This is a genomic window from Pelosinus sp. sgz500959 (assembly GCF_042610375.1).
Taxonomy (GTDB): Bacteria; Bacillota; Negativicutes; order DSM-13327; family DSM-13327; genus CTSoil-075.
Window position 1 is genome coordinate 366,165 of record NZ_JBGJZL010000003.1, and the last position, 23,866, is coordinate 390,030.

The window sequence follows — 23,866 nt, forward strand, 5'->3', positions numbered from 1 at the left end:
CAAAGATTCTAGCATGAATCTTTGCAGATATTTTTTTATTCACTAATATAGGGTATGCGACTGCCGAGATAAATTTGAGCCATTTTTTCTTGGCAGGAAAAAAGATGAATAATGTCGAAAAAGAGGATTACTTTAAAATAATGGAGATGACTGCCATGAACATAGCACAAAGCCTTCAAGCTAGATTTGCCATATTATTTGCCGCATTGATTATCTTACTCACAGTGATTATTAGTTTAACTATTGGGTGGCAGTCTAGTGATAATATGAAGGCGGAAATCGGTAATTCTTTAGGGGAAACAGCGTACCAAATGGCAGATCGGTTAGATCAATATATGTGGGCACGTGTTGGGGAAATTACTGTATTGAGTCAAATCGAGACTATCGAGACTTTAAACAGGCCTGACAATGTGGCTAATATCGAAACCTTACTCAATGGTTTAAAAAAGAGTATTCCATCTTTCTCCTGGATTGGTCTGACAGACATCAATGGAAAAGTATTGGCTGGAACTGATGGGATATTGGTGGGAGCCGATGCGTCTCAGCGGCCTGCTTATCGAGAAGGTATTAAAGGTCAATTTGTAGGTGATGTCCATGATGCAATACTGCTGGCAAAACTATTGCCTAACCCTAGCGGAGAACCGATGAAGTTTGTCGATATTAGTACACCTGTTTTGGGCTCAGATGGAGAAACTGTAGGTGTGCTTTCTGCGCATCTTAGTTGGGAATGGGTTTCGGAAATTAGCAAATCAATTATGGAACCTTTGAAGAACCGTAAACAGATTGATGTTTTTATCATAAGTTACAATGATAGTACAATCCTTCTTGGCCCCAAAGAGATGATTGGTCAAAAATTGCCTCTTGATAGCATTGCTCTTGCTAAGCAAGGTGAAAACAGTTGGAAGATTGAAAAATGGCCAGACGGCAAGGAATATCTTACGGGCTATGCCTTGGGTAGAGGATATTCTAATTATAAGGGGCTTGGCTGGAGCGTACTAGTGCGGCAACCAGTTGACATCGCCTTTGCGTCCATTGTGAAACTGCAATTTTCTATTTTGATGATTGGTGGTGCTTTCTCAATTATATTTGCCTTGGTAGGATGGTTCATGGCTAATGCAATCACTAAGCCACTGAGGGAAATCGCAAAGGCTGCTGATAAACTTCGCTTTGGAGGGACGGTAGCTATTCCAGAACATAAAGGAATTAAAGAAATTGAAATCTTAGCATCATCTTTAATGGAGTTGACTGACAGTTTATCCAATACCGAAGATAAACTTGGTAAGATGGAAGTAATAGCAAATAGCGATCGCCTAACTGAGTTGCCGAACAGAGTCGGTCTTGATAAGTTTCTCACCATAGCGACTGCTACGGCAAAAAGGCGAAATTTAGAACTTGTTTTTCTCTACCTAGATTTGGATGGATTTAAGACTATCAATGATACTATGGGGCATCATGCAGGAGATCTGTTGCTTAAAGAGGTAGCTGTGAGGTTAAAAACAATTGTTCGTAAAGAAGAAATTGCCGCCCGCCTTGGTGGTGATGAATTCTTGATTGTACTATATGCTGAGCCGACCAAATCTTTTGAAATAGCTACTAATATAGGGCAAAGAGTGATCAATGCGCTAAATATACCTTATATCATTGAAGGTGGTACTGCTAAAGTGGGTTGCAGTGTTGGTGGTGCAATTTGGCCTTATGAAAACCAAGAAGTAAAAGAAGTGATTAATCAGGCTGATGAGGCACTATATAAGGCTAAAAAAGCAGGTAAAAATAGGGTTGCTTTCTCAGCAGATCAATTAATATCAACCGCTATATCGTGATCACAAAAATAGTAACCGGCCTCACTTCATTGTTGAGGCCGGTTACTATTTATATCGTTTTCATCCACTCTTCAAATTTCTCTACTAACTCATCTCTCGTGACATCCACTTCACTACCACGCCATTCTTGGCCTGTATCGCTATCAAACCAGGAATCTTTTGTGCTGAAATTGCCTGAGGGGTAAAGTTTTTCTTGTATGGCATAGCGCATACCATCAAGCATACTGTGTTTGATGGTTTTCCGGGATACACGGTGGCCCGCTTTTTCTGTTGATTTCACTTCAAGACCATTTTCCCCAGCCGTGATGGCGACGTGTGATATGATTTTACCTTGGCTTTGTGCTATGGATATGGCCTGTCTGGCGGCAGTAGCAGCTTGTTCGCGACCGATGGTATCATCTGAGACGGTAATTCTGACATTGCCAATGATTAACTTATACATAGTAATCGTACACCTCCCACACAACATGATATGCGGTATTTTTAAAAGTAGAACTAAAAAAGTCAGTGAGAAGGCGAGTTGACTTCCTATATCGGGTGGGATATAATATTGTTTGAAATCCTAAGATTCAGAGTAGTAGGCGAATGGGCGGGGTACAGAAAATTGGCGGTTGATGCGAGCCAATCCTAAGCAACGTTGAACTCACTGAGGAGGAGCAGCTATGAGATCATAGTAGCTGCCGCGTCATTAGCGTTATGAATGATTGAGAGGATGGCATTTGTGCTATCAATCAGGGTGGTATCGCGGGTTTAACTCGTCCCTGGCTAATAAGCCAAGGGGCGTTTTTTGATTGAATAAATGGGAGGTTTTTTTATGAATGAACGGTACAATGCTCAAGATATTGAAGCAAAATGGCAAAAGAGCTGGGCGGAAAGTGGTGCTTTTAAGACCGAACTAAACCGTCAACGTCCGGAATATTATGTGCTAGAGATGTTCCCTTATCCATCAGGTAATTTACATATGGGACATGTCCGGAACTACTCTATTGGCGATGTAATTGCTCGATTTAAAACTATGCAAGGTTATAACGTACTTCATCCGATGGGATGGGATTCCTTTGGTATGCCTGCAGAGAATGCTGCGATTAAGCATGGAGTTCACCCTGCAGAATGGACATGGGAAAATATTGCGAATATGCGTCGCCAACAGCAAGAGCTAGGCTTATCTTATGATTGGAATCGAGAAGTGGCTACATGTCATCCAGACTATTACCGCTGGACTCAATGGTTATTCTTGTTATTTGTAGAACGGGGACTAGCCTATAAGAAAAAAGCAGCAGTGAATTGGTGTAATGATTGCAATACTGTACTTGCCAATGAACAGGTTATTGATGGCTGTTGCTGGCGTTGTGACTCAGTTGTGATTAAAAAAGAACTGGAGCAATGGTTTTTCAAGATTACGGATTATGCCGATCGTTTGCTGAGTGATTTGAGTGAGCTAAAAGGTTGGCCTGAACGAGTTAAGACGATGCAAGAAAATTGGATTGGTCGCAGTGAAGGAGCGGAGTTTAGTTTTGCTGTGCCTGAGCTTAATGAAAAAATTTCTGTATATACAACTCGTCATGATACTTCTTTTGGGGTAAGCTACGTGGTCCTTGCTCCTGAACATGCTATGGTAGAAAAATTGATTGCAGGAAAAGAAAATGCACAGGAAGTGCGCCAATTTGTTGAAAGTGTGCGCAATATGAGTGAAATAAGCCGTACTTCCAGCGAATTCGAAAAAGAAGGTATCTTTACTGGTTCTTACGCAATCAATCCTTTTACTGGCGAACAAGTGCCAATCTGGGTTGCAAATTATGTATTAGTCGAGTATGGAACTGGTGCAGTCATGGGCGTTCCAGCTCATGATGAGCGGGACTGGGTTTTTGCTAGCAAATATAACTTGCCAAAAAAATTAGTTATTCAGCCTGTTGGAGAAGAATGGACCATTGAAGGTATGGAAGGTGCTTATGGCGGACCTGGCATTATGGTTAATTCAGGTCAATTTAGTGGCATGGATAATGAACTCGGTAAAGTTGCAGTAGCGAAATGGTTGGAAAAAGAGGGACATGGTAAGCGACATATCAATTATCGTCTCAGAGATTGGTTAGTGTCTCGTCAGCGTTATTGGGGCGCACCAATTCCTATGATTAATTGTGCGCATTGTGGTACTGTACCTGTTCCAAAAGAACAATTACCAGTATTGCTCCCTGAAAATGTGAATTTCACAGCAGGAGCCGTTTCTCCTCTTGCGAAAGTAGAAGAGTTTGTCAATTGTACATGCCCTAAGTGTGGCGCAGAGGCGAAACGTGAAACCGACACCATGGATACCTTTATTTGTTCATCTTGGTATTACATGCGTTATACTGATCCGACTAATAAATTAGCTCCTTTTGAGTCATCAAAAGCTGATTATTGGGCACCAGTCGATCAATATATTGGCGGTATTGAGCATGCTATTTTACATCTGCTCTATTCAAGATTCTTTACCAAGGTTCTTAAAGATGCAGGCTTAGTGAATGTGAATGAACCATTTAAAAACTTGCTTACCCAAGGCATGGTGATTAAAGATGGGGCGAAAATGTCAAAATCTAAGGGCAATGTCGTATCACCTGAAGAGATTATTAATAAGTATGGTGCTGATACAGCTCGTTTATTTATTTTATTTGCAGCTCCGCCTGAACGAGATTTAGAATGGAATGATCAAGGGGTAGAAGGATCTTATCGCTTTTTAGGGCGTTTGTGGCGTATTGTTGATCATTACGCAGCTACTATGGCAACTGAAGACTGGAAATGCGATAATAGTACTTTGACGAAAGTTGAACGTGAACTACGACGTGCCTTACATGTTACAATCAAGAAAGTAACAGAAGACATTGGTGGGCGTCACAACTTTAATACAGCAATCAGTTCAATTATGGAACTTGTGAATGCTATGTACGCAGTGAAAGAAGAGAGTTCATCCTTAAATCCAGGGCTTGTGCGAGAAGTAGTTTCTAGTTTACTACGTTTGTTAGCACCTTTTGCACCTCATATTAGTGAGGAATTATGGAGTGAAACGATTGGACAAGATAGTGTGCATAAAAAAACTTGGCCTGTATTTGAAATCGCAGCCATTCAATTAGAAGAAATTGAAATTGTTGTACAAATTAATGGCAAAGTACGAGAAAAAATTGTTGTTGCTGTAGGCCTGAGTGCTCGAGAATTAGAAAAAATAGCTCTTGCACAAGAAAAAGTACAAGTTCTGATTGAAGGTAAACAAGTGGTCAAAGTCATTTGTGTACCGCAAAAATTAGTTAATATTGTAATTCGTTAATAGGCACTAAGGTATTTTTTACTGGTAGTTCTTATAAACGATAAGAAAAAACCGATCTTTTAAAAAGATCGGTTTTTTGTTTACAAAAAAAGGAATACTAAGATCAATAGGAGTCGATAGAAAATATGAGGTGATACAGTGGGGGAGAATGGTAAAAAAGTAGTTTTTATTATTACTTTAGCCATATTGATTGTTGCAGGTAGTTTTTATAGTTTTTGGCAAAAACATTCGGTAAATGACAGTGTGTCAACGGGTGAAGTACTTGCTAAAGAGAATAAAAATAATGAAGTCAAAACAAGTGAGATGGTTGTATATATCAGTGGGGCCATTAATAAGCCAGGTGTATTTAAGCTGCCCAGTCATGCTAGAGTCGCTGAACTGATTACCTTGGCTGGTGGTCTTACCCCTGAGGCTGACCTGAGCAAAATTAACCTAGCCCAACTTGTGAAGGATGGTATGCATATCCATGTGGCAGCCAAAACTGTAGTACAGGGAGGGGGCAATGTATCTGGGAGTAGTGGAAAAACAAAAAGCGGTGAGAAGATTAATATTAATACTGCTGATAAAACTGAATTAGATCAATTGCCAGGAGTAGGGCCAGCCTTAGCTGAACGTATTATTGAATATCGGCAAAAGAATGGTAGCTTTAATACGATAGAAGAATTTAAGAAAGTTCCAGGAATAGGATCTAGTAAGTTTGAAGCACTGAAAGACAAAATTATTCTATAGAAGGTTGTGACATGTGGACAATATCATTCCAATCATTACATCAACCTTTGTTTTTGGTATTTGGTTTGGAAGTTATTTTAACGGGCTATTGCCGCTAATCTATGTGAGCAGTGTCCTTTTAGTCATCTTTATTGTATGGCAGGTCTACAGACGTAGACCTTTTATTTGGGCTCTAGGAGGATTGTTTTTTGTTATTGGGATGTTACGCTTTATTCAGGATGATGCTCTCCCTTTGACTGATATTAGCCGTTATGCTGAGCAGATCGTAAGCGTAGATGGGATCATCAATGAAATTCCTACACTAAAAGTACTTGAAGAGGACAAGAATCAAGTTCGTTACCTTCTTCTTATTAAGAGCGGTAACGTCGGAGACGGGAAAAAGAGAATGGTTACAGGGATACTTCCTGTAACTGTGAGGCAATCGAATACCATGCCGATTGCCCTTCAAGGAGATGAAATTCAGGTAACTGGTGAGGTTGTTTTATTACATGGTTATAACAATCCTGCTCAATATGATAGCGTAGCTGCAGCAAAGCGGCAAGGTATTCGCAGCCGTATGTCCATTGAAGGGCATAGTGTAAAGATTTTATCTAAAAATAATAGTGCATCATGGAAATATACTTTGGCAATCTGGCGAGATCGAATGATTAAAAGCATGCAAAAAGTAATGCCCGAATCTCATGCAGCCATTTTAGCAGGGATGTTATTTGGTGGTTATGGTGGAATTCCTCATGATATTGTTGCAGATTTTGCGACAACAGGGATTGTCCATATTTTGTCTGTGTCGGGATCTCATATTGCTTTAGTAGTTGGAGTTGTTACAGCTATCGGTACATCAGTGGTTAGAAGATTTACCTTACCCATGATCCTCATACCTTTAGTGGCCGCTACAATTGTGACTTTTTACGCCGTACTTTGTGGTTTAACGCCACCAGTGTTACGTTCGCTCATTATGGGGCTGATTGCCTTACTTGCAGTTTGTTTTGAACGAGAAAACGATGCTAAAAATTCCTTGCTGCTATCAGCACTTGGTATGATTGTTTATGAGCCAACCTTGATTTTTGATTTGAGTTTTCAATTGTCGTTTGCCTCTACGGCAGGCTTAGTTTTTTTGAATGGGAAACTGGTCAAGATGATGGCAAGTTTGCCACTTGGACTGGCTAAAGCGCTTGCCGTAACAATTGCAGCTCAATTGGGGGTATTACCTTTTATTGCCTGGTATTTCAATAGTTTCTCCTTGAGTTCTTTTGTAGCCAACTTGCTGATTGTTCCTCTCATTGAAGGGATTGTCATACTTGGGCTATTCGGTGCTGTAGCAGGTTTGATGATGGGAATACTTGGGAATATCATCATGGTTATTTGTAGTTTACTGATTAATGTTGTCATTCAATGTTCTGCATGGCTAGCGGCTGTGCCGGGTGCAAAGGTCTATATACCACCCATTGGGATTAGTGGAGGTCTGGTCTATTATGCATTGTTAGCTTGGGTGTATGGGTATAAACCGAAAAATATGGTATCATTAACAGAGTTAATTCAAAAATGGCCGAGGCAAAGTGCTATATTTGCTTTTGTCGTGGTTATTTTGATCATCGTAGACAAAATTTATCCAAGACCCATGTACGTACATTTTATTGATGTCGGGCAAGGGGATGCCACGTTAATTACAACGCCTCATGGACGAACTATTTTAGTTGATACAGGCGGAGTTGTAGGTAATACAAATGATTTTGATATTGGGGACCGTGTTGTCGTACCTTATTTGAAACATTATGGTGTGCTTGCTATTGATTATCTATTTTTAACTCATGGGCATCAGGATCATGCGGGCGGGGCAGCGGCCGTTGCTAGAGAGTTGACTGTAAGAAATAGTATGCTAGCACGAGAAACTCATACACAGCCAGTGCGTAATTTAATCAATGAAGGAAAAAAACAAGGAAGTACCTTTATTGCAGTATATGAAGGGCAAAGAATTGATCTTGATGGTGTTGTGATTCGCGTCATTCATGCCGCTAATAGCATGCATATAGGGCAGAATAATGAAGTTTCAAGTGTAATCCAAATCTGTTATGGGAAACAAAGCTTTTTGTTGACAGGGGATCTTGAAGGGCAAGGGGAAGAAGATATTCTTGCCAGTGGCAAAAATATTAAAAGTACAGTACTTAAAGTCGGGCATCATGGCTCAAAAACATCTTCGACGATTGATTTTGTGAAAGCTGTAGCACCTGAGTATGCAGTAATCTCAGTGGGGAAGAATAACCGTTTTGGTCATCCACATCGAGATACGATTCAACGTTTTTTTGTGCAAAAGAGCCAGGTTTATCGTACAGATCAACAAGGTGCAATTGTATTTAAGACAGATGGGGAAAAAATAGAAGTAAATACATTTATTCATGACTAAGATTCAGGAGGAATTGAAACTCCATCTGAATTAAGTTTTCTTTTATTAAATGACTTCTGAGAGTGAGGGTAATGATGAGTTATATTGCGGTTTTAGAGCAAATAAAAAAGGGACAAATTAAATCAATCTATCTGCTACATGGTGAAGAAGTCTATTTTATGCGGCAAATTGAACAAGCTGTTATTAAGGCTGTTCTTGCGCCTGATGAAATGGAAATGAATCTTGTCATGTTAGAGCGTGAGCCGTCTGTCAATGAACTAAGGAGTTTGATTGAGACGGTACCCTTCATGGGTGGCAAAAATGTCATTGTTGTGCGCGGCACGTCCTTATTTCGTCCAAAGAAAAAAGGAAGTGCCGAAGAGGATGAGGTTGTAGATAAAGGGGATGATCACCTACTTGAGCTCATTACTAATATTCCTGACTATGCTCATGTTATTCTCTCAACAACGGATAAGGTAGATAAACGTCGTAAGTTATATAAAATGGTTGAAAAATATGGTGCAGTCGTCGAGATGGCTCATTTGAAAGTCAAAGACGTACGTGGTTGGCTAATTGCCAAGCTAGCGGAACTCAATAAAAAAATGACCAACGATGGAATTGAATATTTTCTAGGAATTGTTAGTATGATGTCCAAGATATCATTGGGATTTTTACATAATGAATTAGAAAAAATTGCACTTTATACAGGTGAAAAATCCACTATTACTCAGCAGGATTTAATCGAAATTATGTCTGCGATCCCAGAAATATCAATTTTTTCGATGATTGATGCTGTCAGTCAAAAACAAGTCGGTAAAGCCTTAGAATTGATTGGCGAGCAGATGCAAGCAGGGGAGCATCCTCTTAAATTAATCTCATTGCTGGCTAGGCAGGTGCGTATGATGTGGCAAGCCAAGGAAATGTCGACGAGTGGATATAGCAGTCGTGATATTGCTGAAAGACTTGGTGTAGTGCCTTTTATCGGAGAAAAAATGATCAAACAGAGCCGGATCTTTACGACTGGAATATTAAAGCAAACAATGGTAGCTTTAGCAGCTGCTGATCATCATTTGAAATCTGGTAAAGCCAATTCTATGGTGTTAGAAGAAATTATTATTGGAATGTGCAGATAAAAATAAAGAACTTCTGTCAACTTATATTTTGGCAGAAGTTTTTTATTTGTCTTGGATTGTTTAGCATGATTGTAAGGCGGTTGTACCAACTTTCGTAATAACTGCATACTATGTATTAAGATTTAGTAAAAGAGAGGGAAGGCTATGAGTAAAAAAGACTACAACAATAGCTTTATGAGTTTTGGAGATGACTGTGATAATACAGAATATTATCAAGAGTGTCTTTGTGAAGAAGAAATAAATTTAAGAGATTATATGCGTTTACTTTGGACGCAACATGTATATTGGACGAGAATGACAATTATAAGTATGATAAACGATTTGCCTGATGAAGAAACTACTACTAAACGACTCCTTCGTAATGCCAAAGATTTTGAAAGGGCATTTAGGCCTTTTTATAATTCTAAATTGGCTAATCAATTTGGTAGTTTGATAACAGACCATCTAGTTATTGCTGCTGAACTTGTAAAAGCCGCTAAAGCTGGCAATAAGAATGCGACGGCAAATGCAGAGAAACGATGGTATGCCAATGCAGATGAAATTGTATCTTTTTTAGCTCATATTAACTCTTTTTGGTCAGAGGGAGATATGAGACAAATGTGGTACAACCATTTGGCATTAACCAAATCAGAAGCCGTCGCGATCCTTACTGGAAATTATGCTAAAAGCATTTCGATCTTTGATCAGATTGAAGAACTGGCATTAAGGATGGCAGATGAGTTTGCTGATGGCATTATAAAACAGTTCCCACCAAGAACCGAGTAGTATTTTTGTTTAAGATTAGTCAAGTGGGAGAAAGTTTGTATCATTGATTAGAGTAATAAATAAAGAACTTCTGTCAAATTATAGTTTGGCAGAAGTTCTTTATTTGTCTTCGATTTTTTTATAATTAGCAATGGTTAATTTTTTTCTGTTAAATAGTAAAGTAATGCTGCAACTGGCATACTAAGTCCTAAAAGAGAAGCAAGCATCCAGCCACCATAGGCATATGACCAGCCGCCTAGGGCCGATCCGATAGCTCCACCAATAAAGAAGACTGCCATGAATACTCCATTTACGCGTCCACGTATTTCACTTCCTAATGAATAAATTGCACGCTGACCGAGAACGAGATTACCGGATACAGCCATATCCAAGGTGATACCTGCAACGACTAGCATCGCTAAAGAAATTGTTGAATTATCTTGAATGAGATGAGTAAGTAAAAAAGATAGAGCAGCGATTACGATTGCGAGTCCAGTCAATCTTCGTGTCCAGCCCTTATCGGCTAATCTTCCCGCAATGGGAGCCGCTACGGCACCAGCTACACCAGCCAATGCAAAAAGTGCAATCCCTTGCTGTGATAAATGAAAATAACTGGTTAACCATAAGGGAACTACTGTCCAAAACAGACTAAAAGCACCGAATAAACAAGCTTGATAGAAGGCGCGGCGACGTAAAATAGCTTTGGTCTTAAAAAGTAACCACAAAGAACTAATCAGTTGGCCATAATTCATGGTAGGCGAAGGTTTACGCTCGGGGAGAACAAGGGACAACAGTAAAGTCATTGCAGCGGTAATGAAAGCAGAAAGATAGAAGACGGCCTGCCATCCCCAAATATCAGTAACGAAGCTGGCTATAGGGCGGGCAAGCATAATTCCAAGCAGCAATCCGCTCATCACATTTCCAACCACTTTTCCCCGTTGATCTTCCGTTGTTAAATAAGTTGCATATGGCACCAATATTTGAGCTGCTACTGAACCTAGTCCGATAAACATTGCTGCTACAAGAAAAAATAAGGCATTATGTGCTAGGGGCGCTGCTACTAATGCACAAATAACGATTGTTAATGCTGATATCACTAATCGTCGATTTTCAATGAGATCGCTAAGTGGAACAATAAATAATAGTCCAAGAACATAGCCAATTTGAGTCAGTGTTACAATTAACCCTGCTGACGCTGGAGAAAGATTGGTATCTGCACTGATGAGGCCAATCAAAGGTTGAGCATAATAAAGATTGGCAACGATAACTCCGCATGAGGCTGCTAACAGGAGTGTAATCCAATTTGGTACTGTATTGGTTTTCGATTGTACATGATTCATAATGAGATCCCTTCCTTACTATATTTTTTGCTGTGTTACTATAATTGTAACATTTGAAAACTGGACGTTTAGTATTTCTAATAATGCTATTATAAACTGAACGTTTAGTATTGTAAAGAAAAAATTTCTTTTCTTGAGAAAAAATATTTAGTATACTGTACGTATAGTTTTATTGATAATACTCTTACATAATATGACAAAGGAAGTGTCTCCTTGGAAAAGAAAAAAGGACGTCCCCGTAATGTTGAAACCGAAAAAGCGATTCTTGCTGCTTCATATGATTTATTGCTCGAGAATGGTTTTGGAACTGTAACCGTTGAGAAAATTGCAGAACGAGCCAAGGTTAGTAAAGCCACAATTTATAAATGGTGGCCAAACAAAGCTGCTGTTGTAATGGACGGCTTTCTATCTGCTGCTATGGCGAGACTTCCGGTACCGGATACAGGATCTGCTATTAATGATATCGTGATTCAAGCTAGTAATTTAGCTAGATTTTTAACTAGCCGAGAAGGTAAAGTGATCAATGAGTTAATTGCAGAAGGACAATTTGATTTGAAGTTGGCTGAAGAATATCGATCAAGATATTTTAATCCCAGACGACTTGATTCACGGCTCATTTTAGAGCGTGGGGTTCAGCGAGGAGAATTGAAGAAAGACTTGGATATTGAACTGAGCATGGACTTGATTTATGGACCATTGTTTTATCGATTATTAGTAACCGGTGAAACGTTAGATGAATCTGTTATAACAAATTTAATAAAGTATGCTTTTGAGGGGATTAAGGCAAAGTAAGAATAGCAAGCAGCAATTCTTTTATTCTTTGGTAAGGCTTATAAAAAAGTAGTAAGAAGATGATTTCTATAATGGAGTCATCTTTTTTTGAAGTTCTAGTAGGAGCTTTTTATAAAGCAAAAGGATGAAATCTAAGTAGTAACTCAATCATTCATTTGAAAAATGATCTGCTTAGTCAAGGAAGTTAGCGCTTTATCCAATTGACAAATGGATCATCAGTGTATACTATTGAATAATAGTTAACTAGTTAACTATATAAAGAAAAGAAGGTGAAAAATATGGAAAGCTCAGAATTATTATTGCATCAACTTTTTCAAACTGTTCGTATTATTTCCAAAGGCTTAAATAAAAATTTAGAGTCTCATGGAATCTACAGCTCTGAGTGGTCAATCATTACGACACTACATGAAAAAGGCTCAATGCCCCAAGGAGCGTTAGCAAACTACTTAAATATTGAACCACCTGCAGTATCTAAAAGTTTAGTCAAATTGGAACAAAAAGGGCTAATTATGAGAATTCCGGGTGATGATAAAAGAGAAAAAAAAGTTACTTTGACAGAAAAAGCCGTGGATCAATATATGATATGGGGAGAAATAGTAGGTCATCATAGAAAGGCTATTTTAACTAATTTGTCGGAGGACAAACAAAAAGAAATTACGATGTTGCTAAGAGGGATTTTTCAAAATGCTCAGCAATATGAGAAAGTTTAAAATATGAGTACATAAATTCTAGGCATGAGAAAACGGTAATTTAAGTGGAGGGTCGTATGATGGAAATAAAAAAAGTCGAAAGTAGTGAGACCACAACATTGTGGTCGAGAAATTTTTTGCTGCTCTTATTTGGGAATTTTTTTGTATATCAGGGAATTTTAATGCTGATTCCAACTTTTCCACTCTATATTAAACAAATCGGCGGGAACGATTTACAGGCGAGTCTTCCTTTTGCCGTTGTTTCAATTTCTGCGCTTATTGTTCGTTCGATTAGCGGTAACGCAGCAGATACTTTGGGGCGGAGGCCTTTACTTATAGCAGGTATGTGCATCCTTATTATTTTTAATTGTTCTTATTTTGTAGTTTCAGGAATTAGCATAATTTTGATGTTGCGTTTTTGTCAGGGAATCGGTTGGGGGATGACATCAACGGTGCTTGCAACGATTATGTCCGATATTGTCTCTGCTAAACGCCGAGGGGAAGGCACGGGATATTTTGCATTATCCATTATTCTTGGAACATCTTTTGCAACTGTCTTAGGAATTGAGGCTATGAAGCGTTATAATTTTGATGTCATTCTGCTGATTTCTACAATTCTAGTTGGTTTTGGGATGTTGTTAACACAAGGCATATCAATTACCTCTGTAAAAAAAGTGTATAAACCTAATGCTGCTAAACAAGGGATTAGTTGGAGTGACTTGTTTGAAAAAAGTGCATTGTTACCTGCTTTTTTGTGCTTTTTACATTCAATTACCTTCGGTGGGATTATGAGCTTCATCATGCTATTTGGACAGGAAACAGGTATTGAAAATGTAGGGATCTATTTTATTGGACATGTTTCAATGATTTTAATTAGCCGTCCTTTTGCGGGGAAATTATTTGATCGCAAGGGACATGCCTTCGTAATCGTACCAGGAGTATTGTTTATGATCGTTGGCCTCTTTATGTTATCCTATGCAACTTCGATCTATTCGTTAGTGGCAGCTTCATTATGCTATGGATTAGGATATGGAGCAGCTCATCCTTCATTGCAAGCATGGGCAATTCAACGAGCACCTGCAGAACGTAAGGGAGCTGCCAATGGGACATTCTTATCTTCTTTAGATTTAGGATATGCAATTGGTGCTGTGTTATTAGGCTTAATTGCCACGCATACAAATTACGCCACTATGTATCGAATTTCTATTTTGTTTTTGCTAGGGTTTGCAGTCATTTATGGATATCACCTCATAAAAAGTAAACAAGACGTTACTAATGAAAATAAATATGATGAAAATTTTGCATGATCAATACGCTATTAACTAAAAAACCCCTGTTCATTTAATGAACAGGGGTTTCAGTCTTAATTACTTAGCTAAGGCATTAAGTTTAAGGGCCAAGCGGGATTTTTTGCGAGCTGCGGAATTTTTATGAACAACGCCTTTAGCGGCTGCTTTGTCAATCGTTCTGCTAGCTTTCACCAAAAGAGCTTGAGCCTCATCAGAGTTGCCAGCAGCTACTGACTCAACTACTTTACGAGAAACAGTTTTGATGGTTGATTTCACCGCAAAGTTTCTAGCACGTCGCTCAGCATCAGTTTTTACGCTACGTTCAGATGATTTAATGTTTGGCAAGTGATTCACCTCCTTAAAGAGCATGTTACCTACAGTATTCTAGCATGTGATGATGGAAAATGCAAGTAACATTTAACAAATTTATACCTCATTTGAGGAACTTTTTAATTTATTGCAAGATCTCCTTTTTTTATTCATGGAATGCAGTCAGAATCCATTGTATAGCTAAAGTATCTTCAGGTTAAAATAATGTTGATTTTAACCTGAAGGAGTGAGAAATATGAAAGATTTTACTTGGACGCCACGGACTGATTTAGCTCTCGAAGCAAGGGAAATGCTTAGCCGAAAAGTTCGTGAAGATATTCCGGGCGTTGTTGTAGAGACGGTTGAAGAGGAAGATGTTGTGATCACTACCGTGAATATTACGAATGCTGAGGCTGAGCGGATTATGGGGAAGGGGCAGGGGAAATATGTTACCATTGAAGCCCAAGGACTCAGGGATAAAAATACACCGTTACAAGAAAAAATAATGAAAAAATTAGCTGAAGAATTAGTTGGAATGGTTGAGTTAGCAAAAAATGCTACAGTATTAATTATTGGTCTTGGGAATCGGAATGTGACACCTGATGCCCTTGGACCACGGGCTGTAGAGAAAATAGTGGTGACACGTCATCTGCAAGATATGTTATCACCTGAACTTAAAGGGGGTGTGAGGTCAGTTTGTGCCATTGCACCGGGTGTCTTGGGGATTACTGGTATGGAAACGGTAGAAATCGTGCAAGGTATTGTAAGTAAAGTAAAACCTGATTTAGTTATTGCGATTGATGCTTTAGCTGCTGCTTCCAGCCGAAGGGTATTAACGACTGTCCAATTGGCGAATACGGGGATTAGCCCTGGCTCGGGTGTAGGCAATAAGAGATTTGGCTTAACAGCACAATCCCTAGGTGCACCTGTCATTGCAATTGGTGTACCGACGGTTGTTCATGCTTCTACGATTGCGATTGATACCATTGATACACTACAAGAACATGCTCCCTTTGCCCGCTATTTCAAAAGCATGGAGCATCTTTCAGATAATGATCGCAAGATGATTGTAAGTCAAGTGTTGCCAGAGGTTCTTGGTGATCTCATGGTAACACCTAAAGAAGTTGATCGCTTTATTGAAGATATCGGAGTTTTGATTGCGGGGGGGATAAACCAAGCCATTCATCCTCATATTGATTATGAAAATATTTATAATTATTTACATTAGCCGTATAAGAGGTTCGAAGGCATATCCTTTTCTTTCTGGGCATATACATTGTATGTAAACAGAAATCATGACAACCTATGTTTGATGGAATCATCAGCTAGGTGTCCACAGGAGGAAAGGATGTTAACAAGGCGTGTGCGGCATCAGGCGAAAAAGATAAAATTAGTGAAAAAGATAGTCTTTAGTCTTATCATTTTCTTGTTCATATATAGTGTGATATGGAGATACGGCGGCTTATCGGAGGAAGTACTACCAGTAAGTGCTAATGGGAGTTTGCAGCCAGAGCAATATACAGTGCTGCAACTTCCAAAATGGCGAGATGTATTATTTTCAGGTATTCCTAGATTGATTGGTTCTGCAGGGACAACGATCGTTGGCATGGAGAAAAAAGAAAATCAAACACAACAATTTTTGCGCGATACAATGTTATTTTTGACTAATATTGATATTAAAGATATACGCTCTTTATTACAGGCTGAAATTCCAGTTTTAGTTGGTGTCAAACCAGTCATCCAAACTGTAAGTGCCATGAATTTCCCTAATTTTCCTAAGTTTGAAATGGTGCAAAATACACCAAAGGATAAGCCTTTGGTCGGTCTTTATTATACACATACAGCGGAGTCTTTTGTTCCTAACACGGGTGCGACTCATCGACCTGGTGGACAACGGGGTGATATCGTAAATGTAGGAGAAGCATTGGCTAAAAGATTAGGAACCTATGATATTGCTGTCGTGCAAGATACTACAATTCATGACTATCCAAGTTTTATGAAAGCCTATGGCGCATCAGAAGTCACTGTGAAAAAAATGCTGGCAGAGAACCCATCTCTTCAGATGATTTTTGATATTCATCGTGATGCTGAAAAACGAGAAAACTATATAGCGACAGTGAATGGTGTGCAGGTTGCCAGAATGATGATTGTTGTTACGACAGGACAACAAGGATTGGTTCAGCCACACTGGCAACAAAATCATGCCTTTGCAAAGCTGATTGATGCTAAAATGAATCAGCGTTATCCTGGAGTTTCACGTGGTATTCGTATGGATGATTGGCGGTATAACCAACATCTTCATCCGCGAGCTTTATTAATTGAGGTTGGATGTCAGGAAAACACAAAAGAAGAAGCAGAACGGGGTATTGAGTTATTGGGAGATATTGTGGCTGAAATTATTGCAGAGAACAAGCAATAAGGTAAAAGATGAAAACTCATACTCTTGTGTAAAAGAATTTCAACTGTAAGAGGTGATAATGTGTTTTCTATATTAGATTATCGGGATAGTATGATTATTTTTCGTGGTTTATTGATTTTGACGGTCTTTATATTAATCGGGGTAGGGGTGGCGGAAAGGCAACTCAATGGTTTGACACAGCGACAAGAAAATGTACTGGCTTTTTCTATTGCCTATGACCCAAGTGGCATTTATACAATTTATATTAGCGGGTCTGCTTATCAACTAAGTGCTTTATATCCAGTAGGCGAAATTATAAATAATGATCGTAATGTCACGCTAAAAACAACTCAGCATCGTATTGTCATACCCAAATATATAGAACTGGATTGCAGGAAAGAACTCATGTTACTCGAATTATATATAAAGCAAATTCAAGAAAAAATAAATGTTTATGATAAGGCATTTAGGTAATGCTTGCAGGTGTCTGGTAGCAGGTGATATAATCAATACCAGTAATTATTTGTCTATAGTTTAGAGGGGAGGCTTTTATGAAAACCAGTAATATCCGCAATTTTTCTATAATTGCTCATATAGATCATGGAAAGTCTACGCTTGCTGATCGGTTGATTGAGTATACAGGTACTCTCTCGTCTCGGGAAATGGAAGCTCAGGTTTTGGATCATATGGATCTTGAACGGGAGCGTGGAATCACGATCAAAGCTCAGTCAGTACGATTGTCATATACAGCTAAAGATGGGGAAACCTATATGCTGAATTTGATTGATACGCCAGGACACGTTGACTTTACCTATGAAGTATCACGCAGTTTGGCAGCCTGTGAAGGTGCGCTTTTGATTGTTGATGCCGCTCAAGGGATTGAAGCACAAACTTTAGCCAATGTGTATTTGGCATTGGATAATGATTTAGAAATTATTACAGTCATCAACAAAATCGATTTGCCAAGTGCCGATCCAGATCGTGTTAAGCAAGAGGTTGAAGATGTCATCGGTCTCGATACTTCTGAGGCGGTGCTCACAAGTGCCAAAACAGGTATTGGCATTGAAGAAGTATTAGAAGCCATTGTGAAGAAAATTCCACCACCGAAGGGTACCGTTGATGAACCACTGTGCGCTCTGATTTTTGATTCTCATTTTGATGCCTATAAAGGTGTTATTGCTTATGTTCGGGTGATGAACGGCACAATTAGACCAGGTATGAAAATGAAAATGATGGCTACCAATAAAACCGTTGAAGTCACTGAAGTCGGTGTTTTTAAACCTAACATGGCCAATGTAAGTGAACTTGGTCCAGGTCACGTTGGTTTTGTCGCTGGTAGTATTAAAAATGTAAAAGATGTAAGAGTTGGCGATACCATTACAGACGCTGATAAACCTGTAGCACAGGCTTTGTCTGGTTATCGTAAGGTCACGCCTATGGTATATTGCGGCTTGTACCCAGTGGATACTTCTGATTATGATATTTTACGAGATGCTTTAGAAAAGTTAAAATTGAATGATGCATCCTTAGTATTTGAACCTGAGACATCCATCGCTTTAGGTTTTGGTTTTCGGTGTGGTTTCTTAGGACTTTTACATATGGAAGTTGTTCAAGAACGATTGGAACGAGAATACAATCTTTCACTCATTACAACAGCACCGAGTGTTATTTATAAAGTCTTTAAAACGGATGGCGAAATTTTTGAAATTGAGAATCCGTCGAAATTGCCGACGCCTCAAGAAATTGAACACATTGAAGAGCCTTATGTCAAAGCAATGGTCATTGTGCCCAATGATTATGTTGGCGTGGTTATGGAGCTGTCCCAAGAAAAACGTGGCGAATTTAAGGATATGAAGTATCTAGATACAACGAGGGTCATGATTACTTATCATTTACCATTAAGTGAAATTATTTATGATTATTTTGACCGATTGAAATCTGCTAGTCGTGGTTATGCATCGTTAGATTATGAACTCATTGGCTATCGGGCATCTCAATTGGTGAAACTTGATATTTTGTTAAATAGTGAAATTGTCGATGCCTTATCCATTATTGTACATCGAGAAAAAGCGACTTATCGTGGACGATTGCTCGTAGAAAAACTAAAAGGCATTATCCCGCGTCAAATGTTTGAAATTCCCATTCAAGCAGCCATTGGTAATAAGGTTATTGCCCGCGAAAGTGTACGAGCTATGCGAAAAGATGTATTAGCAAAATGTTACGGTGGGGATATTAGCCGAAAACGTAAATTGCTTGAAAAGCAAAAAGAGGGTAAAAAACGCATGAAACAAGTTGGTAGCGTAGAAGTTCCTCAAGAAGCCTTTATGGCCATATTAAAGATTGATTAAAGGTGATGAATGATGAAGATTGGTTTATATATTCATATTCCCTTTTGTCAGCAAAAGTGTTTATATTGTGATTTTCCGTCCCATGCCAATCTGACTCACTTATATCAGCCTTATGTTGCCGCCTTATGCCAGGAGATTTCTGGCATAGGCGGCGTTTTATCAGGTGATATTGTTGATAGCATCTATATTGGCGGTGGGACACCTACTGTTTTATCAGCAAAATCTTTAGGACAAATCTTGCAACATGTTCATACACATTTTTCTGTTGCTAAAACTGCTGAATTTAGCATTGAGGCCAACCCAGGTACAATCGATAAAGAAAAGTTATTGGTATTGCAGGCTGGTGGTGTAAACCGTATTAGTTTTGGGGTACAAACTTTTTCTGATCCATTATTATCGTCCATTGGGCGTATTCATTCGGCTGCTCAGGCAATTGAAAGCGTTAAAATGGCTCAACAAGTAGGTTTTAGCAATATTAACGTTGATCTAATGTATGGATTGCCTGGACAAACGATTCAGCAACTTGAGGATAGCATTCTTAAAGCCGCGGAACTTAATGTGACTCATATTTCAGCTTATGGACTGAAGGTTGAAGATGGGACTCCTTTTGCCACCTTGCAAGATGAAGGGACACTGATGCTGCCTGACGAAGATGAAGATGATGCCATGTATGAATTGACGACTCAGCTGCTGCCCCAAAAGGGGTTCAGAAGGTATGAAATATCTAATTTTGCAAAAAATGGTTATAAGTGTACTCATAACTTGAAATATTGGCAGTATCAGCCTTATATAGGGGTAGGGGCTGCCGCTCATTCTTTTTTCAAAAAAGAGCGGCTGGCGAATCAGTCGGATGTTCTTTCTTATATCGAAACGATTGCAAGTGGTCAGTTGCCGATCAAGGTTCGTGAAGTGCCTGAAATAAGGATTGCTATGGCTGAGTATGTATTCTTGGCCCTGCGGACTGTGACAGGTTTGTCTGTGGAAAATTTTAATCAATATTTTAGCGATGATTTTTTTGGACAATATAGTCATGTGATCAAAACATTAATTGAGAAAAAACTTATTATCGCAACTGAAAAAGAGATCTATTTGACACCAATTGGCATGAAATATGGCAATATTGTATTTGGCGCATTTTTACCAGAATAAATTATGTGATTAGATCTTGACATTCGGGCGCAAGAGTGGTATTTTTTTAGTAGGCGTTAGCACTCTCTATGAGAGAGTGCTAACAATAGGAGGTGGAATTTGCATGATGGATAAGCGAAAACGCAATATTCTTCAAGCTATTGTTGATGATTATATTTCCACCGCTGAGCCTATTGGTTCTCGGACGATTGCACGTAAGCATGCTCTGGGAGTAAGTCCAGCAACCATTCGTAATGAAATGGCTGATCTTGAACTATTAGGCTATATTGAACAGCTTCACACATCATCAGGACGAATTCCTTCTGCTAAGGGTTATCGATTTTATGTAGATTCCTTATTAGAACCAACGCGAATATCTGATAAAGAAATTGCGTTGATTAAGAATTGGTATCAGGTTAAGACTCGTCATGTTAGCGAAGTTTTTCAAGAAACAGCTAAAATTTTATCAAATATGACCAATAATATTTCCTTGGTTGTTGCGCCGCAAGTATCTCAATGTGTTTTTAAGTATCTGCAATTTCTGCCTTTTGATGAATGTCGGGCACTAATCGTTGTTGTGACTGACACAGGTTTTGTTGAAAATAAGATCATCAATATACCAGAAGGCACTACTTTTAAAGATTTGGGACATATTGCTGAATGTATCAACAAACGTTTAACTGGGTTGTCTTTTGATAAAATTACAACTGCCGTGCTAAAAGAAATACAAAAAGACATCGTGATTGATGCTGAGTTATTCGAGACTGCAATGGAAATATTAAAGCAAGCTTTGGTTGTAGAAAAAAATGAACGCTTGTACCTTGGTGGCACGACTCAATTACTCAGTCAGCCTGAATTTAAAAATATCGATAAAGTAAAAACTTTTCTTGGTATGTTGGAAGAAGAACAATTGTTATGCGATATTTTGCAAAAACAAGATAATGATGGTGTCATTGTAACCATTGGTGGTGAAAATCAATATAGCGGTATACAAGACTGTAGTATGGTGCAGGCTACTTATCGCATGGGTGGTCAAGTAGTTGGGACAGTAGCCGTTTTAGGACCCACTCGCATGGATTATGGTAAAGTAATGTCCGTATTGGAATTTATGCATCAACATTTGGGAGAAGTACTCAAAAAATATAAAGTCTAGAGTTAGGTATTCCTAACTCTAATATACATATAATAAAGCTATAAATTTGGGGGTAGCCACAGATGAAACTGAAACAAGGTGGTAGTGGTTCGGAGGCTGATGAAAGCCTGGCGGCATTAATGACAAATGCCAATGCAGTCAGAGCCATCACAGCGGCTGTTGAAGGGACAATTGGTCCTAAAGGGCTTGATACCATGTTAGTCGATTCTGCCGGTGAAGTGATTATTACCAATGATGGTGTGACGATTTTAGAAAAAATGGAAGTCAATCATCCTGCCGCTAATATGTTAATTAATATCGCGAGAGCTCAGCAAGCTGCTGTGGGCGATGGAACAACAACAGCGACAATTATGGCGGGCGGCCTAGTCAGTGAAGGTGTTAATCAAGTTCTGCGAGGTGTCCCTATCGCTCGTGTGATTGAAGGCGTCAAGTATGGTATCGCTTGTGCATTAGAACAGATCAAAGAACATGCGCGTGGGATCAAAGATGTCAGCGATCCTATTTTACATCGTATTGCCATGATTGCTGGCCGTGAGTATGAAGATATTGCTGATCTTGTTGTCAATGCTGCTCGTTTAATCGGTTTTGAAAAATTGTGCGAACAAAATTTTAAGCTATCTGATATTATCATGGCAGAAGAAGGCGCCGATAATGAAGTTTTTATGGGTGTGATTATTGACAAAAAGCGCATGAATCAAGAAATGCCGCTATTTGCTAGCGACGCTAAAGTTCTCATTATTGATGATGCTCTTGAGCCTGAAACAATTGAGGATGAAGCCTTAAGTACAGAAGCAGGATTCAATCTTTATCGAGAGTTGCAATATGAATTTAAGGATAACATCTGTAAGATCCTTGAACTTGGTGTTAACGTAGTATTAGTAGATCGAGGCGTTCACGCAATGGCAGAAGAAATACTGACAGATGCAGGTGTTATGGTCATTCAACGTATACCTGCTGAAGATTTACGTCGGGCTGCTGAACATGTGGGAGCGCGCATGATCAAACGTACTGGACTTAAAAAAGAATTGAATGAGATTCATAAATATTTAGGTACCGCAAAGACTGTCTATGAGGATGAAAATTTAGAACATATTCGCATTTTGGGTGGAGCTGGTAAGCCAATGGCTACAATTTTAGTCGGTGCTGCCACAGCAGAAGTCGTTGGCGAACGTCAACGGATTGCAAAAGATGCAGCTTCAAGTGTTCAGGCTGCTGTTAAAAGTGGCTATGTACCTGGTGGTGGTTCCATTGAAATTGCGATCAGTCGTCAAGTTGAAAGTTTGCGTGGAAATGTCAAAGGGATGTCAGCTTATGGCGTGGATTGTGTAACTCATGCTCTAAGGCGTCCGTTGTCCCAAATTGTTGAAAATGCAGGCTATAATCCTTTAGAAAAAGTCGAAGAAGTTGTGGCGGCCCATGGTAGTCAGGGCGTAGATTCCTTAGGTATTGATTGTGATACTGGTGAAATCGTTGATATGCTAACACTAGGTGTGGTTGATCCTGTGAATGTAAAGCTACACGCAGTAAAAGCAGCTGGTGAAGTCGCTATCGCTATTTTACGGATTGATACAATTATCAAAATGAAAGTTGAAAGCGGGAATAACGCTAAGACGGGGGTCAACAAACTAAGTGGGTTGACACAATTTTAAAATATGGAGTGATAGATTTGACCAAATCAACAGAGAAAGAAACAAGTAATGTGGAAGTTGATTCCATGAATGAAGCCGTAGAAGAAGCTGTAGAAAAAACTTTTGAAATTTTAGATGGGGATGATGTTGTTAAGCTGCAAGCTGAGCTTGTTGTTCAGCAACGTTTAGTTGAAGAGCATAACGATCGCTATAAGCGTCTACAGGCAGATTTTGAAAATCTTAGACGAAGAACTCGTCAAGAAAAAGAAGATTTATCTATGGTTGTTGCACAAAATATTCTTTTAGATTTACTTCCAGTTGTTGATAATTTTGAAAGAGCTTTAGGCAGTGCTGGAACCCAAGATGCGGCAAAAGTATTGATGGGTGTAGAAATGATTCATCGACAGTTTATCCAAGCTTTAGAAAAGTGTGGTTTAACGACTGTGGAAGCTCTTGGACAACTTTTTGACCCACAAAAACATGAAGCTGTTATGAGAGTAGAAGATGAAACTCAAGCTGATGGAACTGTGGTTGAAGAACTTCAAAAAGGCTATGCTGTACGCGGTAAAGTCATACGTCCAAGTATGGTAAAAGTTGTAGGAAATTAAACAAGTCGTTCTTAACTGGAATCAACAAGTAAAATGCGATGTGATTCCGTAAGATATAGGTTATACAGAGCTTATTTTAGGGTATA

20 protein-coding genes and 1 other annotated feature are annotated in these 23,866 nt (G+C 39.0%); of the genes, 17 read left to right on the forward strand and 3 right to left on the reverse strand.

All coding sequences use genetic code 11. From position 1 onward, the window contains the following. Positions 1-104: 104 nt before the first annotated feature. Positions 105-1,820, forward strand: a complete 1,716-nt coding sequence (locus tag ACAN52_RS06610; protein ID WP_378953731.1) for a sensor domain-containing diguanylate cyclase — start codon at positions 105-107, stop codon at positions 1,818-1,820. A 49-nt stretch (positions 1,821-1,869) separates the two neighbouring features. Here ACAN52_RS06610 and ACAN52_RS06615 read toward each other — a convergent pair whose 3' ends face one another. Then, positions 1,870-2,289: a hypothetical protein gene (locus ACAN52_RS06615; RefSeq protein WP_378953733.1), complete on the reverse strand. Its 420-nt coding sequence runs from the start codon at positions 2,287-2,289 to the stop codon at positions 1,870-1,872. Positions 2,290-2,375: 86 nt separating this feature from the next. Then, positions 2,376-2,586: a binding site (T-box leader), on the forward strand. Positions 2,587-2,634: 48 nt separating this feature from the next. Here ACAN52_RS06615 and leuS point away from each other — a divergent pair. From leuS to ACAN52_RS06640, 5 genes are all read left to right on the forward strand, one after another. Beyond that, the gene (gene leuS, locus ACAN52_RS06620) at positions 2,635-5,115 is read left to right on the forward strand and encodes a leucine--tRNA ligase (RefSeq protein WP_378953734.1); all 2,481 of its coding nucleotides are present in this window, start codon (positions 2,635-2,637) and stop codon (positions 5,113-5,115) included. A 138-nt stretch (positions 5,116-5,253) separates the two neighbouring features. Next, positions 5,254-5,844, forward strand: coding sequence for a helix-hairpin-helix domain-containing protein (locus ACAN52_RS06625; RefSeq protein WP_378953736.1), 591 nt, complete (start codon positions 5,254-5,256; stop codon positions 5,842-5,844). 13 nt (positions 5,845-5,857) lie between these two features. Beyond that, positions 5,858-8,242, forward strand: a complete 2,385-nt coding sequence (locus ACAN52_RS06630; protein WP_378953737.1) for a DNA internalization-related competence protein ComEC/Rec2 — start codon at positions 5,858-5,860, stop codon at positions 8,240-8,242. Between the two features lie 71 nt (positions 8,243-8,313). Then, a complete protein-coding gene (gene holA / locus ACAN52_RS06635) occupies positions 8,314-9,354 on the forward strand; it encodes a DNA polymerase III subunit delta (RefSeq protein ID WP_378953739.1) in 1,041 nt (346 codons plus the stop codon). A 144-nt stretch (positions 9,355-9,498) separates the two neighbouring features. Then, positions 9,499-10,119, forward strand: coding sequence for a hypothetical protein (locus ACAN52_RS06640; protein ID WP_378953740.1), 621 nt, complete (start codon positions 9,499-9,501; stop codon positions 10,117-10,119). A gap of 134 nt (positions 10,120-10,253) precedes the next feature. On the opposite strand, the gene ACAN52_RS06645 is transcribed toward ACAN52_RS06640, so the two are convergent. Further along, entirely contained in the window at positions 10,254-11,438 is a 1,185-nt protein-coding gene (locus ACAN52_RS06645; RefSeq protein WP_378953742.1) for an MFS transporter, read from the reverse strand. A gap of 213 nt (positions 11,439-11,651) precedes the next feature. Here ACAN52_RS06645 and ACAN52_RS06650 point away from each other — a divergent pair, with 213 nt between their 5' ends. From ACAN52_RS06650 to ACAN52_RS06660, 3 genes are all read left to right on the forward strand, one after another. Next, on the forward strand, positions 11,652-12,230 hold the full coding sequence (locus tag ACAN52_RS06650; RefSeq protein ID WP_378953743.1) for a TetR/AcrR family transcriptional regulator: 579 nt from the start codon (positions 11,652-11,654) through the stop codon (positions 12,228-12,230). 278 nt (positions 12,231-12,508) lie between these two features. Then, positions 12,509-12,940 (forward strand): MarR family winged helix-turn-helix transcriptional regulator, encoded by a 432-nt coding sequence (locus tag ACAN52_RS06655; RefSeq protein WP_378953745.1) that lies wholly within the window; start codon positions 12,509-12,511, stop codon positions 12,938-12,940. A gap of 56 nt (positions 12,941-12,996) precedes the next feature. After that, positions 12,997-14,226: an MFS transporter gene (locus ACAN52_RS06660; RefSeq protein WP_378953746.1), complete on the forward strand. Its 1,230-nt coding sequence runs from the start codon at positions 12,997-12,999 to the stop codon at positions 14,224-14,226. A gap of 60 nt (positions 14,227-14,286) precedes the next feature. On the opposite strand, the gene rpsT is transcribed toward ACAN52_RS06660, so the two are convergent. Beyond that, a complete protein-coding gene (gene rpsT / locus ACAN52_RS06665; RefSeq protein ID WP_378953748.1) occupies positions 14,287-14,553 on the reverse strand; it encodes a 30S ribosomal protein S20 in 267 nt (88 codons plus the stop codon). Positions 14,554-14,773: 220 nt separating this feature from the next. Between rpsT and gpr the strand changes: the two genes are divergently transcribed. From gpr to grpE, 8 genes are all read left to right on the forward strand, one after another. Next, entirely contained in the window at positions 14,774-15,745 is a 972-nt protein-coding gene (gene gpr, locus ACAN52_RS06670; protein WP_378953749.1) for a GPR endopeptidase, read from the forward strand. A 120-nt stretch (positions 15,746-15,865) separates the two neighbouring features. Further along, entirely contained in the window at positions 15,866-16,936 is a 1,071-nt protein-coding gene (gene spoIIP / locus ACAN52_RS06675; RefSeq protein WP_378953751.1) for a stage II sporulation protein P, read from the forward strand. Between the two features lie 60 nt (positions 16,937-16,996). Continuing rightward, positions 16,997-17,389, forward strand: a complete 393-nt coding sequence (locus ACAN52_RS06680) for a hypothetical protein (RefSeq protein ID WP_378953753.1) — start codon at positions 16,997-16,999, stop codon at positions 17,387-17,389. Between the two features lie 77 nt (positions 17,390-17,466). After that, on the forward strand, positions 17,467-19,263 hold the full coding sequence (gene lepA / locus ACAN52_RS06685; RefSeq protein ID WP_378953754.1) for a translation elongation factor 4: 1,797 nt from the start codon (positions 17,467-17,469) through the stop codon (positions 19,261-19,263). A 9-nt stretch (positions 19,264-19,272) separates the two neighbouring features. Continuing rightward, positions 19,273-20,412, forward strand: a complete 1,140-nt coding sequence (hemW, locus tag ACAN52_RS06690) for a radical SAM family heme chaperone HemW (RefSeq protein ID WP_378953756.1) — start codon at positions 19,273-19,275, stop codon at positions 20,410-20,412. A gap of 103 nt (positions 20,413-20,515) precedes the next feature. Further along, positions 20,516-21,544: a heat-inducible transcriptional repressor HrcA gene (gene hrcA, locus ACAN52_RS06695; protein ID WP_378953757.1), complete on the forward strand. Its 1,029-nt coding sequence runs from the start codon at positions 20,516-20,518 to the stop codon at positions 21,542-21,544. 62 nt (positions 21,545-21,606) lie between these two features. Beyond that, positions 21,607-23,193 carry a TCP-1/cpn60 chaperonin family protein gene (locus ACAN52_RS06700; RefSeq protein ID WP_378953760.1) on the forward strand — a complete coding sequence of 529 codons (1,587 nt, stop codon included), beginning with the start codon at positions 21,607-21,609 and terminating at the stop codon, positions 23,191-23,193. Positions 23,194-23,210: 17 nt separating this feature from the next. Then, positions 23,211-23,780 (forward strand): nucleotide exchange factor GrpE, encoded by a 570-nt coding sequence (grpE, locus tag ACAN52_RS06705; protein WP_378953761.1) that lies wholly within the window; start codon positions 23,211-23,213, stop codon positions 23,778-23,780. Positions 23,781-23,866 lie beyond the last annotated feature (86 nt).

Bases quoted from the DNA above. Each gene is read 5' to 3' on its own strand.
- ACAN52_RS06610 (WP_378953731.1), top strand. From the start codon at position 105: ATGAATAATGTCGAAAAAGAGGATTACTTTAAAATAATGGAGATGACT.
- ACAN52_RS06615 (WP_378953733.1), bottom strand. From the start codon at position 2,289: ATGTTGTGTGGGAGGTGTACGATTACTATGTATAAGTTAATCATTGGC.
- leuS (WP_378953734.1), top strand. From the start codon at position 2,635: ATGAATGAACGGTACAATGCTCAAGATATTGAAGCAAAATGGCAAAAG.
- holA (WP_378953739.1), top strand. From the start codon at position 8,314: ATGATGAGTTATATTGCGGTTTTAGAGCAAATAAAAAAGGGACAAATT.
- ACAN52_RS06640 (WP_378953740.1), top strand. From the start codon at position 9,499: ATGAGTAAAAAAGACTACAACAATAGCTTTATGAGTTTTGGAGATGAC.
- ACAN52_RS06645 (WP_378953742.1), bottom strand. From the start codon at position 11,438: ATGAATCATGTACAATCGAAAACCAATACAGTACCAAATTGGATTACA.
- ACAN52_RS06655 (WP_378953745.1), top strand. From the start codon at position 12,509: ATGGAAAGCTCAGAATTATTATTGCATCAACTTTTTCAAACTGTTCGT.
- ACAN52_RS06660 (WP_378953746.1), top strand. From the start codon at position 12,997: ATGATGGAAATAAAAAAAGTCGAAAGTAGTGAGACCACAACATTGTGG.
- gpr (WP_378953749.1), top strand. From the start codon at position 14,774: ATGAAAGATTTTACTTGGACGCCACGGACTGATTTAGCTCTCGAAGCA.
- spoIIP (WP_378953751.1), top strand. From the start codon at position 15,866: ATGTTAACAAGGCGTGTGCGGCATCAGGCGAAAAAGATAAAATTAGTG.
- lepA (WP_378953754.1), top strand. From the start codon at position 17,467: ATGAAAACCAGTAATATCCGCAATTTTTCTATAATTGCTCATATAGAT.
- hemW (WP_378953756.1), top strand. From the start codon at position 19,273: ATGATGAAGATTGGTTTATATATTCATATTCCCTTTTGTCAGCAAAAG.
- hrcA (WP_378953757.1), top strand. From the start codon at position 20,516: ATGATGGATAAGCGAAAACGCAATATTCTTCAAGCTATTGTTGATGAT.
- ACAN52_RS06700 (WP_378953760.1), top strand. From the start codon at position 21,607: ATGAAACTGAAACAAGGTGGTAGTGGTTCGGAGGCTGATGAAAGCCTG.